We start from the raw sequence: 14117 nt of genomic DNA, 5'->3' as shown, positions 1-14117 counted from the left end.
TTTATTTTTGTGACGTGACGGGAATGTTGGCAGGGCGATTTTCTCCGGTCAGGCTGGCTGTGGGAGGAGCCAGAAATGACCACATCACAGCCGGTGTCACAGTTAGGATCGCATGAGGTTTTTAACCAACCTGAACCGCAGCGGGCGGTGGATCTTTGGGGGCAGGATCTCGTGCTAAGAGAGCACGCCGCGGCGGCGGGGGCACGGGCGGATCATCTGGCGCAGGTTGGGGCCCATTGGGGTGGCGAAACCTTGCGGCAGGCGGCGGAGGATGCGCGGCGGGATTTGCCGCGATTGAAGACGTTTGCTAGGTCCGGGCGGCGCGTGGATGAGGTGGAATTTCACCCCGGATACCATGCGGTGATGCAGGCTGGATTGGAGGCGGGCTATGCCTCGGCGGCTTGGGATGGACAGCCCGGGGGACATGCGACCCATGCGGTTCTGACATACTACATGGCGCAGCTGGAGCCCGGTGTGGCTTGTCCATTGACCATGACCTATGCGGCGGTTCCGGCGCTGCGCCATCAGCCGGACATGGCAGAGGTTTGGACGCCACGGTTGACCTCCGGTATCTATGAGCCAAGCCTCACGCCGATTGGTGGCAAAAAAGGCGCGACGTTAGGCATGGCGATGACCGAAAAGCAGGGTGGCAGCGATGTGCGGGCCAACACCACCAAGGCCATAAGGGACGGTGACGCTTATCGGCTCAACGGGCATAAGTGGTTCTGTTCCGCGCCGATGTGTGACGGGTTCCTGACGCTTGCACAGGCCGAGGGTGGGCTGACCTGTTTTCTGGTGCCTCGCTGGCTCGAAGGAGAGCGCAATGGCGTTCGGATTCAACGGCTTAAGGATAAGTTGGGCAATAAGGCCAACGCCAGTTCCGAGATTGAGTACCATAATGCGCTGGCCTACCGCGTCGGCGAAGAAGGTGCGGGCGTGCGGACCATTATCGAGATGGTGCACCACACGCGGTTGGACACGGTGTTGGCCCCGGCGGGGTTGATGCGGGCGGCCTTGCAGGAAGCGCATTGGTGGGTGTCTTCGCGCTCCGCGTTTCAGAAGCGCCTCATCGACCAACCGCTGATGCGGTCTGTGTTGGCCGATTTGGCGGTCGACACAGAGGCGGCTTTGTCGGTCGGGATGTTCCTGGCCAGTGCCTTTGATCGCGACGATGCGGAGAGCCGCGCACTGGCGCGGATTGGCGTGGCGCTGGCGAAATACCTCAACAACAAACGCTGTATTGGCGTGATTGCCGAAGCGATGGAGATGCTGGGCGGCATGGGATACGTCGAGGAAACACCGATGCCGATGCTTTATCGTGAGGCGCCGCTCAATGGCATTTGGGAAGGGTCTGGCAACGTGATCTGTTTGGATGTGTTGCGGGCGCTGGTGAAAGAGCCAGAAGCGGGTGAGGCATTACGCACTGTGCTGACATCAGTGACCGGAATAGATGCGCGGTATGATGCGGCTTTGAAGGCGCACTTTGAGCGCTGGCCGGGTCTACCACATGAGGCGGAGGCGCGGTGGTTCGTGGAAAGCTTGGCTGCGCTTTTGACAGCCGCAAGCCTGATGAAAACTGCCCCGTCGGTGGTGGCGGAAGGTTATGTCAGCTCGCGCGTTGCAGGCGATCGCGGGGCGTTTCCCGGGGCCGTGCGTCACATGGATGTCGATGCCATCATTGCGCGGTTGGGGTAGGGCGTTAACCTGCCAAATTGTGCCAGATTTCACGTCGGTATTTTGTCTGTATCACGACTGTTTTGCGGAGGTGCGTATTCTGCGCAGGCAAAACGTTGCGTTTGTGAAGGCTGCGGGCGGTGGGCTAAGCGGATTGAAACGGTGCTCTCCGCAGAGAAGTGTTTGGCGGATACCTTCTGCGTGATGGACCGGTTGCAAGGAATGCTCTACCCTAACAAGAAATTTACCTTCAACGGGCTGTGCCTATGCTTGGCCCAAATCGCATTTTTTGAAAGGAATATCCCCCATGAGCCTGTTTAACCCTGCTCGGACTTTTGTTACCGGACTGACCGCCGTGGCGGCAGTTCTCACGGCATCGATGAGCTTTGCGGCGGATGACACCGTACTGCCGACCTCTGGTGACAATGTGGAGACCTATCTGAGTTCAAAATACTGGACGGTCTTCAAGAACAACACGCGGCAGTCCTGTTTCATTGAATGGCGCAGTGAAAACAGTGTGGTGCAGGCGGGTCTCACCAAGGCGCAGGACGCTGCCTATCTGGGAGCTTTTGTCAAAGGCGAGGCGCCTGCGGATGGGGACCGCGAGATTGCGATTGTGGTGAATGGGAACATCTACTCCGGCACGGCGTCGTCTGTGTCCCAGACCGTTTCTGGCGGCTTCACTGGCGGTTACATCGTTTTTGACAACCCGCAATTTGTGGTCGATCTGGAAAAAGCCCGCGAGTTTGTGGCGTTCCAGGGCTCGCCGCGTGCCGTGACTGTGAAACTCAAGACACCGAAAAATGCGATTGAACGGGCGCAGGAGTGTATGGCGAAGTTTTAAGGCTGGATGTCACAACGGCAACTGTCGTTTTGGGGCTGTCTGGCAGAGGCGCGTAACGCAGCGCGGGTGTGACCTCAGTCGGTCGCGTGATGAGCGACGTTGATTGGTGTTGGGACCGAAGTTGTCATGGCGAAAGCCAGCACTTTGGTCTCAGTGCTGTGACTTTGCATTCTTGCAAAAGTTGTGTCATTTGCGGGTCAACTTCAAACGACTACACGACCCCAAATGACCAACGAATTTCTGTCCGACAATGTTCAAAATCTTGCTGGCACCCGGACGGTTCCCCCGCCCAAACAATCTTGGGCCAAAGCCATTTCAGAGGCTTTTATTCAGAGCCGATTGATATTGCTGGGTTTGTCCGCCGTGCCTGCGGCGTTGTCTTTTCTGGTGTTTGGTGCGGGCGTTTTGTTTTGGATCTTTATGATCTTTCCGGCGCTCATTCTGGATTCGTCTTTGCGCCGGAGCCGATATGCCGCCACGCGAGAAATCAAACGCTATCATGCCGCGCGGGAAAATGAGCTTCTGTCTGTCGAGGAGCTTCAGGCGCTCAACCTGTGCGCGCGTTTCACCTATCGTGACAGCGGGTGGTATCACACTTACGAAAATTCGCCTTATTGGGATCGCAAGGCGGGGTTCGATGACCCTGCGTTTTCCGAAACACGGCCCTATTTGCATCAGAAATTTGACTACTCGGAACAGTTGGCGCACGGGTTGAAGCGGGATTGGGGGATTACGTCGAAGCAGAGCGCGTTTTCCACGATACGCGAGTTGCGGGATGGCCAGTATCACCGGTGTTCCATTGTGAACCTGATTACGCAGGACGGGTTTGAAATCGTCTATGGCATTCTGTCCAAGCTGACCGGCGCACCAGAAGGCAGCTTTCATCCGGTGTTTTTCCCGGAAGGAGAGGATGCGGCGCAGGAGGAGGTCGCCGGTGGGTCGCTTGTGGCAGCCCTGGACCAGTTTGGGTTGGACGAGGCCACCTTTTTTCAGGCGATTGACGAGAAACGTGCCGAGCTGGATGATCCATACACTTTGAGTGTGCACGGGACCGCGCGGGATCAGATGTTCCAGATAGTGCGCCACATTGGCCGACTGGCGTTGCGCAATGATGTGCGCAACATGTTCCTGTTTGACGTGCAAGCCATCGGTCAAGTGCTTTACCCGCAAGGGGATCAGGATCTGCTGGCGTTGGGCTGGGGATTTGATTTGAGCCGCGGCATGTTCTTGCTGCGGCGGTGTTACGCTGCGGGGTTCCTGTCTCGCGAGGAGTTGCAGGCAGAGTTGCCCGCGTATCGGCAGATTGCTGCTGCGGCCTTTCCAGATTGGACATCTTACTTTTGCAGTGAGGTCATTGGCTATTTGTCCTGGAAAGCGGCCAAGGTGGAGTCATCTGAAGCCTACGCCTCTGCGTCGACGACGGCGCGTGAGTGCCGTGACGCTTTGGAGCAGCAATTTCCCATTGGGCAGCAGGTGCCTTGGCCGGAAGCGGATGACGCGGCGCGCGGGCGATTGCGCGAGGCCCTGGAGGGCGGCGATGTGAACCCGTTTTTCAAGCCGGAAACGCTTGGCGCCAAGGTAGCGAAGCCGGCCCTTGAGAACATACCCCAACCGGCCGGCGCTATGTTGCATTAGCTTGGCCAGGGGAGATTTCCCTCTCGCCCCTTGTGGAAATCTCTGCCACACTTCTTGGCAATGAATTTGGCACGTAGGCCGGACAGCAAGAGGCAGTTGGTATGAGTTTTTCACGTCGGAATTTTCTGGTGGGGTTGTCGTCATTGGCACTGGCGGCCTGTCAGGGCACATCGACCACACCGTCTCGGCAAACCGCGTCGATTGCGCAAGGGTTGCCGGTGGATTTACGGCCCACGCCCAATGGTGCTTATGACGCCTGGGTGGCAAGCTTTCGGGGGCGGGCTTTAAGCGCGGGGATCAGTGAGGCCACACTAAACGCCGCGTTTCGCAACACCGGGTATTTGCCCGGGGTGATCAAGCGCGATCGTAATCAGACCGAGTTCACCCGCACGCTGGAGGATTACCTGTCGATTGCCGCGTCTGATGAACGGATTGCAAAAGGCAAGGCGGCGTTTTCGCGGCATGGCAGCACGCTGCGCAATCTCGAACAGAGCTATGGCGTGGATGCAGAGATCATCTGTGCGATTTGGGGGCTGGAGAGCTACTATGGCGAGCGCAAGGGTGACATTCCGGTGATTTCGGCGACCTCGACGTTGGCCTTTGATGGACGGCGCGGGAGTTTCTACGAAAAGCAGCTGATTGCGGCGCTAAGGATTTTGCAGAATGGCGATATCACGGTGGACCGCATGACCGGCAGTTGGGCCGGGGCGATGGGGCACACGCAGTTTATTCCGACCAGTTATCAGGCCTTTGCAGTGGATTACACCGGCGACGGCCGGCGGGATATTTGGTCGGATGATCCATCGGATGCGTTGGCCTCCACGGCGGCCTATTTGCAGCGCAATGGCTGGGCACGCGGGGTCTCCTGGGGGCGGGAACTGCGGCCTGGTGAGAGCGCGGGGCGGGTGATCCAACCGCAAGCCGGTGGGCCGCGCTTTGGCGTGAGTGGGAATTTCTCGGCGATCAAGCGTTATAACAACTCGGACAGCTACGCGATTGGCGTTGGGCATCTGGCGGATCGGATTGCTGGCGGCGGGCCTTTGCGCACCGCTTTCCCACCGGATCAGTATGGGCTCACCAAGGATGACCGGATTGCCTTGCAATCGCGGCTGACTGCCCGTGGATTTGATACCGGTGGGGCGGACGGTGTGCTGGGGCCGAAGTCTCGTGCCGCGATTGCCGACTATCAGCGCAGTCGCGGGTTGCAGCCGACGGGTGATCCATCTCAAGCCTTGTTGGCCTCATTGGCCTGATAAGAAAAAGGCGCCCCGCGAGGGAGCGCCTGTTTTGAAGTCTGGTGCCAAAGCTTAGCCTGCGATGGAGGCTTGATAGATGCCTTCGATGCTGTCTGCGATGGTGGCGGCAAATTCATCGTCGCTTTGTTGCGCGGAGAGGCCTTCAGTTAGCGCGCGGGAGAAGCTGGCGATCATGCCGGTGTTTTCCGCCAGCTTGGCGTTGGCTTCTTCACGAGTGTAGCCGCCGGAGAGGGCCACAACCTTCATCACGCGGGGGTGGTCGACCAGAGATTTGTACTGGTTGGCTTTGGAGGGCAGGGTCAGTTTCAACATGACCTGCTGATCTTCGGGCAGGATGTCCAACGCGGCGGTGAGTTCAGCCAGGAGGATGTCTTCGGCCTCGGCTTTGTCTGCGATGGAGATGGTGACCTCCGGCTCGATGATCGGCATCAGGCCGTGGCCGATGATTTGCTCACCAACCATGAATTGCTGTGCGACAATGGCGCGGATGCCGTCGGCGTTGGCGGCCGAGATCACGGAGCGCATTTTGGTGCCAAACACACCTTTGGACACTGCGCGCTCACAGAGCGTATCGAGCTCTGGCATGGGTTTCATCATCTGAACGCCGTTTTCTTCAGCTTCCAAGCCTTTGTCGACTTTCAGGAAGGGCACAACGCCGCGCTGTTCCCACATGTAGGTGGGGGTTGGGGTTCCATCGATGTCGCGGTCCATGGTCATTTCAAACAGGATCGCGCCGACCACTTTGTCGCCGGTGAAGGCGGGAGCTTGGGCGATGCGGGAGCGCATGCCGTGGATCAAGTCAAACATCTCTGCGTCATTGCTGTAGGCGTCTTCGGGCACACCGTAGAGGCCAAGCGCCTTTGGAGTGGAGCCACCGGATTGGTCTAGTGCGGCGATGAAGCCTTGGCCGTTGGAGATCTTTTCTGCTTGAGCTTGGTTTGACATATCTGTCCCCATCGAAAAAATGGTTGTGAATAAAGGGTTAAACCCCCGTTGCCCTTGCTCATAGAGGAGCCGGCCAACGGGTGCAATTGTGGTGGCGCTATCGCTCATTAATTTGAGGATCGGATTAATTTTGCGCCTTTGTTTTGCGCGGTTTGCGCAAACCTGGTGTTACTGGCTTAGTGCTGCTACGCCGGGCAGTTCTTTGCCTTCCATCCATTCCAGGAAGGCGCCGCCTGCGGTAGAGATGTAGCTGAAGTCAGCCGCAGCGCCGGAGGCGTTCAGCGCGGCCACGGTGTCACCGCCGCCCGCCACAGAAACCAGCGCGCCGGATTTGGTGAGCGCGGCGGCTTTGAGCGCAGCGGCATCGGTGGCCGCGTTGAACGGTTCGATTTCAAAAGCTCCCATGGGGCCGTTCCAGATCAGGGTTTTGGAGGCTTCGAAGACTTCAGAGACTTGCGCGACAGTGGCGGGGCCAGCGTCCAGGATCATGGCGTCGGCGGGGCAGGCATCGGCAGCCACGGTTTCATTGGCGGCATTGGCGGCAAACTCACGGGCCACAACCACGTCGGTCGGCAGCACAATGGTGCAACCGGCGGCTTTGGCCTTGGCGAGGATTTCAGACGCGGTGTCGGTCATGTCGTGCTCGGCCAGAGATTTGCCGACGTCGATGCCTTGGGCCGCGAGGAAGGTGTTGGCCATGCCGCCGCCGATCACAATGTTGTCGACCTTGGAGACCAGATTGCCGAGCAGTTCCAGCTTGGTGGAGACTTTGGCACCGCCCACAACAGCGGTCACCGGGCGCACCGGATCGGCCAGCGCGCTTTCCAGCGCGGAGAGTTCGGCCTGCATCAACCGACCGGCACAGGCGGGTAGGGCGTGCGCCAAGCCGCAGGTGGAGCTGTGGGCGCGGTGGGCGGCGGAGAAGGCATCGTTGCAGAAGATATCGCCCAGTTTGGCCATGGCGGCTGTCAGGTCGGCGTCGTTCTTGGTTTCGCCTGCGTGGTAGCGGGTGTTTTCCAAAAGCAAAACATCGCCGTCTGCCAGCGCGTTCACGGCGGCCTCGGCGGCAGGGCCAACACAATCTGCGGCAAACATAACATTGGTGCCAAAGGCAGTTTCCAGCGCGGGGACCAGTTGTTGCAGGGACATTTCTGGCACACGCTCGCCTTTGGGGCGGCCAAAGTGGGCCAGCAGGATTGGTTTGCCACCGGCGGCGAGAATGTCCTTCACGGTAGGGACAATACGGTCGATGCGGGTGGTGTCGGTGACCACGCCGTCCGCAACCGGCACGTTGATGTCCACGCGGGTCAGCACGTTTTTGCCGCTCAGCTGCATTTCATCGAGGGTCTTCCACGCCATGGTCTCAATCTCCAAAGAAAATCCGTTGCCGCATTCCTAGCGCACTGGGGCACGGGGTCAACGCTCTCTTGGCAATCGCCGTAGGGATGTTTAACTACGGGGCAAGAATTTACATTGAGGAGCGCCGAAATGGCTGAGATCAAAGATCCTGAGAACACAATCCTGATGGAACTGACCGGTGGCACGGTTGTTATCGAGCTGCTGCCGGATGTGGCACCGGGTCATGCCGAGCGCATGAAAGAGCTGGCGCGGTCCGGTCAGTACGACAACGTGTGTTTTCACCGTGTGATCGACGGCTTCATGGCGCAAACCGGCGACGTGGCCAACGGTAACATGGAAAAAGACTTCAACATCCGCATGGCGGGTACCGGTGGCTCCGATCTGCCAAACTTGAAGGCGGAATTCTCCAAGCTGCCACATGACCGTGGCACCCTGGGCGCCGCGCGCAGCCAGATGCCGGATTCCGCGAACAGCCAGTTCTTCATCAACTTCAAGGACAACCACTTCCTGAACGGTCAGTACACGGTTTATGGCCGCGTGGTTGAAGGTATGGAGCATGTGGACGCGATTGTACGTGGCGAGCCACCTGCGAACCCAGACCGTATGATCAGCGTAAAGGTGGCCGCAGATGTCGATGCTTAAGCTTGCAGCGGCGTTTGCCGTGATGGCCGGCCCGGCGCTGGCCGCTGGTCTTCAGATTGAGGTGGAAGGTGAGGCCAATGGCGTCATCACCATCGACCTGCTGGAAGATGTGGCCCCAAAGCACGTGGAGCAGATCACCGCGCTTGCGGCAGAAGGTCAGTATGATGGCGTGGTGTTCCACCGCGTGATTGACGGCTTCATGGCGCAGACCGGTGACGTGCAATACGGCAAAATGGGTGGCGACATGCGCATGGCGGGCCGGGGTGGCTCCAGCCGTCCGGACCTGCCTGCGGAGTTCTCTGACATCAACTACGACCGTGGTGTTGTCGGCATGGCGCGCAGCCAGAACCCGAACTCGGCCAACAGCCAGTTCTTTATCATGTTTGCACCGGGTCCGTTCCTGAACGGTCAGTACACCGTTGTGGGGCAAGTGACCGATGGCATGGATGTGGTGGATGCGATCAAACGCGGCACTGGTCAAAACGGCGCCGTTGTTGGTCAGCCGGACATGATGAAGAAAGTTACGGTGACCGAGTAAGGCCACGACTTTGACACACCGGACCGGCTATCACCCGCTGAACACCCTTAAGCTGGTGGCTCAGGATCTTTGGGTGATTGATGGTCCGGTGATCAAATTTTACGGTCTGCCGTTCACGACACGCGCGACTGTTGTGCGTCTGAGGAACGGCAGGCTGTTTGTGCACTCCCCGACAAAATTGACCGAAGATTTGGTGTCGCAGATCGCGCGGCTTGGGGAGGTGCGCTATTTGATTGCACCCAATTGGGTGCATTATGCCTATCTACAAGAATGGCAGCAGACGTTTCCGGATGCGGAGAGTTGGGTGGCGCCTGGGGTGACAAAACGGGCAAAGTCTCGCGGGATTTGGCTTGAGGCTGATGCTGTTCTTGCGAGCAAGCAATCGACGCCGTGGCAGGACGAGATGCACCAAATGGTGGTGCCAGGCAGTAAGCTGCATCGCGAGGCGGTGTTTTTTCACAAAGCGACACGCACTTTGATCCTGACGGATCTGATACAGAACATCGAAGGTGACACGGTGCCTGTCTGGATGCGGATTTTGACGCGGGTGGCAGGGATCTCCGCGCCTCGTGGTGGCATGCCGCCAGATTTGAAACTCACCTTTGATAAGGCGCAGTTGCGACCGGCTTTACAGGTCTTGGTGGACTGGGCGCCGGAGCGGGTGATTTTTAGCCATGGCGCCTGGTTTCAAGAAGATGGCACCGCCGCATTGAAACGTGCGTTGAGGCGATTGGTGCCGTAATCACGAGCCCATCAAAAAGGCCGTTGCCTTTGGGGGCAACGGCCTGAGATTTGCAAACACACTGCGAGATTAGTGCATTGGATGCTCGGAGGCGGGTGTCTCCTGTGTGTCTGGTACAAACCACGACGGTGTTGCCTCGGGCACCGGTGCGAAGGTGCTGCGGTTGTTCACGCCACGCTGCCAGATGATCGGGCGCTCTGCCGGGGTTGTGTCGTGGATCGACACGCTGAGTTTGGTGGCGTCGTGTTGCGCGGTGATGGTGACCTGCGAGCCAACATTGACCGGCGTGGACTGGTCCAGCAAATAGGAGAAACGCCCCCAGTGGCCGTCGGTGTTCAGATCGTTGGAGACCGAGATGCCGGGCGCCAGCACCATGTCAAAGCTGACCACAACCGCGTGGGCGGTGCCCATGGTGGTGCAAAACAGCGGCAGGGTGGTTTTGCCGTGGGACATGTCTGGCCGGGTGAAGTCGAAGTGGAACAGCTCGCTGGTGGGCCCCAAGGGACGCAGGCCGCAGGCTGCGGAGTCGTTGGGGGTGACCTGCGCGACATTGGCAAACTTGTGGAAGGCTGAAAGGTCAAAGCCCTCGGCCTCAAGCGGGCGGTATTGGTTGCGCAGGGCAGCGCTTTCGACCAGTTGTGCTTTGAGGGTGCCGCTTTCGGGAACGGCACGGGCGTTGGGTTTGGCGAGATGCTCCATCGCGTGGGTCAGCGTGGCTAGCGCGCCTTCGCCCAGCAGGTTGCTGTCAACAATTTCAGAGACCACAACGTCGGCACGCTCTGGCAGGTCTTCGCCGATGACCAGCTCATGGGACCATTTGGACAGCACGGTGATTTTTTCGCTTAAGCCATTGTCGGCGATCACCTGTTTGGCGGCGGCTGCAATCAGCGGCTGGCCTTCGATGGCGTAGACATGTTTGGCACCAGCGCGGGCGGCGAGCATGGCGGTGAGGCCGGCGCCGCAGCCGATGTCGAGCACAATGTCGCCCGGTTGCACCTTGGCAGCGATGGCTTTGGCGTAGGCTTGGTTGCGCACGGTGTCGGCGAGCATTGGGAAGTGCCAGCGGGGCACAAACATCTGATGCAATTGCTCTTTCAGGAGGTGCGCCGCGTGGTGATGCGGGTCTTTTTCCAGCGCTTGGGCCAGCAGGTTGGAGGCGTGTACGCCACCGTCGCCCAGTGGGGCGTTTTCGGCGAGGGCCACAAGGCTGTTGGCGTCCAGCATCTCAAAACGGGGTTCAAATTCGGCAATGAGATCGAGGTCGGCGGCAGAGGGTTGTTCTTCTAACAACTTTAATTTTCCTTTTTTGAGGCAAATGCTGCGGGCCTAGCTATGCGGCAGAGGAATTGAGGATTGGTAAAGGCGTCTCACATCTGCGTGTGAGGGCTGGTGCGGGGGCGGGTTTCGGCGCAGGCTTTTGAGAAGCGCGGGAGGGTAGGGCTATGGCATTGAAACAATTGGGACGTTTGGCGGCGGTGGTTGCGGCGTTGGCTCTTGGTGGGACGGCTTGGGCCGATCCGAGTTTCTGGAAACACGAGTGGCCGGAGACGGATTTTTCCAGAACCAGTATCCCCAATTGGGTTGAGATCATGAGTGGTGGGCCGCCCAAAGATGGGATTCCGGCGCTGAGTGATCCGCAGTTCATTCGCGTGGGGGATGAGAGTCGGATTGGGGAACGCGAGCCGGTGGTGACGGTGGAAATGCCCGGAGAGCTGCCACGGGCTTATCCGATCCGTTACTTGACTTGGCATGAGATTGTGAATGATCAGGTGGGGAAGACGCCCATCGCGGTGACCTTTTGCCCGTTGTGCAACTCGGCGATCACCTTTGATCGGCGTGCCAAAGGCAAAGTGCTTACACTTGGCGTGTCCGGCAAGCTGCGCAACAGCGATATGGTGATGTATGACCGCGAGACCCAGAGCTGGTGGCAGCAGGCGATAGGCACCGGGATTGTGGGCGAGATGACAGGGGTGAAGCTAAAGGCCTTGCCCACCTGGATGGAGAGCTGGGCGCAGTTTAAGGCGCGGCATCCTGAGGGGCTGGTGATGGCGGAGCCGCCGTTTGGCCGCGACTATGGCCGCAACCCTTATGTGCGCTATGACAGTTCGGCGCGGCCGTTTTTGTACAGCGGGGAGAACCCGCCACATGGGGTGCCGCCTTTGGTGCGGGTTGTGCGCGTGGGCGATCGGGCCTGGCCGATGACACGTCTGGCCGAGGAAGGCAAAGTGTCGGAAGCGGGGATCACGATCTCCTGGCAGGCGGGGCAGGCTTCGGCGTTGGACAAGGCCAATATCGGCAAGAGCAAGGATGTGGGCACCATTCGAGTGAAGGATGCGCGTGGTAAAGATGTGCCGCATGATGTGCTGTTTGCTTTTGCCTTTCACGCGTTTTGGCCGGACGGGCAGTGGATGTTGGGGAAGTAGGTTTGCCGTCCAGTCTGTCAGAACCGTTGATTGAAACCGGTTTTCCGCGTTACGGTTGAAGTTATTGGGATTTCAATAGCTTTTGGAGAGGCGCGAGATGGACGCCGAACTACCGTTTTTTGTCGTTGCGCCCGGTGGCACGGATTTTTTGATGCTGGGTATCGGCATCTTCTTGATCGTTGTTTTGCTGGGCCTTGGGGCGCTGTATTTCACAGTGCAGGCCATTCCGGACCGGATGGCCTCTGGCAGTCACAAGATCCAAATGCAGATGGTTGGCATTTTGGGCGTGATTTCGCTTTTCACCATGAACAACGCGTTTTGGATCGCGGGCATATTGCTGGCGGCGATCCCGTTTCATGAGCTGTTCCCGGATCATTTTGCGCGGGTAGATCAGGCATTGGCTGCGGCGGAGGTGCCACCGGAAATCGAGGAAGAGGTGGTGGAACCTGCCGAACTGGAAACGGTCGAGGAGGCACAGGACAATGCTTGAACTCATGCTGAGCTGCCTTGTCACGTTGGTTCCAGATATCCTGTATCGCCGCTATGCGCAGGGCAAACGTCTGGGACATGAGATTACATTTTTTAACGTCTGGTATGAGTTGCGCTGGGGCATAACGTCTTGTGGGATTTTGGCGGTGTCTCTGATCACGCTGATTTTCTATTTCCACCCGACGTCAGATAAAATCACCTCGTTTTTTCGCACGGTAACTATTCTGTCGGAGGACGGAGGGCGCGTTGCGGAGGTTTATGTGGCCAACAATTCGCGCGTGTCGGAAGGGGACCCATTGTTCCGGTTGGACACGTCACGCCAAGAAGCAGCGGCGGAGACGGCGCGGCGGCAGATGGTTGAGGTCGACGCGGCACTATTGTTGGGGGCAGCAGAGATATCCGGGGCGCAGGCGCAGTTGGATGCGTCTGAGGCGCAGCTTGTTCAGGCCAAAGATGATCTGCAGCGGCGGCAAAGCATTGCAGCGCGCAACAGTACTGTTGTGACTGAGCAGGAGTTGGAGCAGCTCGCGAACGCGGTGGCTGTGGCCGAAGGGCAGCGCAATGCAGCGATTGCGGCGGTGCAGGCGGCAACCCTGCGGGTGAGTGACACCTTGCCGGCACAGCGTGACAGTGCCGAGGCAGCTTTGGCGCAGGCGGAGACGGAGATTGCTTTGTCGACGGTTTATGCTGGGGTCAGCGGGACCGTGACGCAGTTTCAATTGAAACCGGGTGACATCATCAACCCGATCTTACGGCCAGCCGGCGTGTTGGTTGCGGATATGGCGGGACCGCGGCGATTTATGGCTGGGTTTGGCCAAATTTCCGCGGGCATTGTGAAAGAGGGCATGTTGATTGAGATGACCTGTCCGGCGAAGCCGTTGACGGTGATCCCGATGCGGGTGGTGCAGGTGCAGGACACAATTGCCGCCGGACAGTTTCGGCCCGGCGACAATTTGATTGATATTCAGGATCGATTAAGACCCGGGACACTGTTGGCGATCATGGAGCCCATTTTTCCGGAGAAAATTGAGGGCGTACCGCCAGGCAGCCGTTGCGTTGGCGTGGGCTTTACAGACCACTCCAAGTTCATCGAGGAGAACGGGCTCACCGGCCTTCATGCCTTTATGTATAAAGCAATTGACGGGCTTGGCGTGACAAACGCGGTGGTGATCCGCGCCATGGCGATTGTCATTCCGGTAAAGGCGCTGGTGTTCAACTGACCCTAGGCTGCGTGGGTTTCCAGTGAGACGTAGGTGTCCATTGGCGCCTCCGGGTCAAAATCGGTCAGGTCCATCACGGAAAAGAAGTCGGCGCAGGCTTGCGATTGCATTTCTTTTTCGATGACGTCTGCCATATCGGCCTCGCTGCGGAACTGAACGATGTCCAGATAGGTGCCGTCTTGGGCGCGGACCAGCTCGCGGCGTAGCACGCCCGGCTCATGGGCGACAAACTCGGATTGGAATTTGGCGGAGGCTGCCAGAAGGTCGGCCTCAGTTTTGTTGGGGGCCAGTTTGATCGGGGCCAGAACGGTGATGGGTGTCATAAAAGTCTCCTGTAGCTGTGACAGGGA

The 14117-nt window shown here is 58.7% G+C and carries 14 protein-coding genes; 10 read left to right on the top strand and 4 right to left on the bottom strand.

What is annotated here, in order from left to right:
* Positions 1-75: 75 nt before the first annotated feature.
* The 4 genes from SIB92_RS05690 (at position 76) to SIB92_RS05675 (ending at position 5406) form a co-directional block, all read left to right on the top strand.
* Positions 76-1695 carry an acyl-CoA dehydrogenase family protein gene (locus SIB92_RS05690; protein ID WP_412554894.1) on the top strand — a complete coding sequence of 540 codons (1620 nt, stop codon included), beginning with the start codon at positions 76-78 and terminating at the stop codon, positions 1693-1695.
* A 286-nt stretch (positions 1696-1981) separates the two neighbouring features.
* A complete protein-coding gene (locus SIB92_RS05685; protein ID WP_412554893.1) occupies positions 1982-2518 on the top strand; it encodes a hypothetical protein in 537 nt (178 codons plus the stop codon).
* A gap of 225 nt (positions 2519-2743) precedes the next feature.
* A complete protein-coding gene (locus tag SIB92_RS05680; RefSeq protein WP_412554892.1) occupies positions 2744-4153 on the top strand; it encodes a DUF1266 domain-containing protein in 1410 nt (469 codons plus the stop codon).
* A gap of 101 nt (positions 4154-4254) precedes the next feature.
* Positions 4255-5406, top strand: a complete 1152-nt coding sequence (locus tag SIB92_RS05675) for a lytic murein transglycosylase (RefSeq protein ID WP_412554891.1) — start codon at positions 4255-4257, stop codon at positions 5404-5406.
* 54 nt (positions 5407-5460) lie between these two features.
* Here the strand turns inward: SIB92_RS05675 and SIB92_RS05670 are convergent, their stop codons facing one another.
* Together SIB92_RS05670 and SIB92_RS05665 are read right to left on the bottom strand one after the other, a co-directional pair.
* Positions 5461-6354, bottom strand: coding sequence for a fructose bisphosphate aldolase (locus tag SIB92_RS05670; protein ID WP_412554890.1), 894 nt, complete (start codon positions 6352-6354; stop codon positions 5461-5463).
* Between the two features lie 168 nt (positions 6355-6522).
* On the bottom strand, positions 6523-7713 hold the full coding sequence (locus SIB92_RS05665) for a phosphoglycerate kinase (RefSeq protein WP_412554889.1): 1191 nt from the start codon (positions 7711-7713) through the stop codon (positions 6523-6525).
* Positions 7714-7842: 129 nt separating this feature from the next.
* On the opposite strand from SIB92_RS05665, the gene SIB92_RS05660 reads away from it, so the two are divergent.
* The 3 genes from SIB92_RS05660 to SIB92_RS05650 are packed head-to-tail and all read left to right on the top strand — an operon-like array spanning position 7843 to position 9635.
* On the top strand, positions 7843-8355 hold the full coding sequence (locus SIB92_RS05660) for a peptidylprolyl isomerase (protein WP_412554888.1): 513 nt from the start codon (positions 7843-7845) through the stop codon (positions 8353-8355).
* Complete coding sequence (locus SIB92_RS05655; protein WP_412555802.1) at positions 8348-8893, top strand: peptidylprolyl isomerase; 546 nt, start codon at positions 8348-8350, stop codon at positions 8891-8893. The genes SIB92_RS05660 and SIB92_RS05655 overlap by 8 nt, the downstream gene beginning before the upstream one ends.
* 10 nt (positions 8894-8903) lie before the next feature.
* Positions 8904-9635, top strand: coding sequence for a DUF4336 domain-containing protein (locus SIB92_RS05650; protein WP_412554887.1), 732 nt, complete (start codon positions 8904-8906; stop codon positions 9633-9635).
* Between the two features lie 69 nt (positions 9636-9704).
* Here SIB92_RS05650 and SIB92_RS05645 read toward each other — a convergent pair whose 3' ends face one another.
* Positions 9705-10859, bottom strand: coding sequence for a 50S ribosomal protein L11 methyltransferase (locus SIB92_RS05645; protein ID WP_412555801.1), 1155 nt, complete (start codon positions 10857-10859; stop codon positions 9705-9707).
* A gap of 218 nt (positions 10860-11077) precedes the next feature.
* Between SIB92_RS05645 and SIB92_RS05640 the strand changes: the two genes are divergently transcribed.
* The 3 genes from SIB92_RS05640 to SIB92_RS05630 all read left to right on the top strand — a co-directional run bounded on the left by SIB92_RS05640 (position 11078) and on the right by SIB92_RS05630 (position 13767).
* Positions 11078-12058 carry a DUF3179 domain-containing protein gene (locus SIB92_RS05640; protein WP_412554886.1) on the top strand — a complete coding sequence of 327 codons (981 nt, stop codon included), beginning with the start codon at positions 11078-11080 and terminating at the stop codon, positions 12056-12058.
* Between the two features lie 97 nt (positions 12059-12155).
* Complete coding sequence (locus SIB92_RS05635) at positions 12156-12548, top strand: hypothetical protein (RefSeq protein ID WP_412554885.1); 393 nt, start codon at positions 12156-12158, stop codon at positions 12546-12548.
* On the top strand, positions 12541-13767 hold the full coding sequence (locus SIB92_RS05630; RefSeq protein WP_412554884.1) for an HlyD family secretion protein: 1227 nt from the start codon (positions 12541-12543) through the stop codon (positions 13765-13767). Before SIB92_RS05635 ends, SIB92_RS05630 begins: the two co-directional genes overlap by 8 nt.
* A gap of 2 nt (positions 13768-13769) precedes the next feature.
* Here the strand turns inward: SIB92_RS05630 and SIB92_RS05625 are convergent, their stop codons facing one another.
* Positions 13770-14090 (bottom strand): hypothetical protein, encoded by a 321-nt coding sequence (locus tag SIB92_RS05625; protein ID WP_412554883.1) that lies wholly within the window; start codon positions 14088-14090, stop codon positions 13770-13772.
* Positions 14091-14117: the final 27 nt, after the last annotated feature.

Source organism: Shimia sp. MIT1388 (assembly GCF_047124445.1).
Lineage (GTDB): Bacteria > Pseudomonadota > Alphaproteobacteria > Rhodobacterales > Rhodobacteraceae > Shimia.
This window is presented reverse-complemented; position numbering and strand designations above follow the sequence as displayed.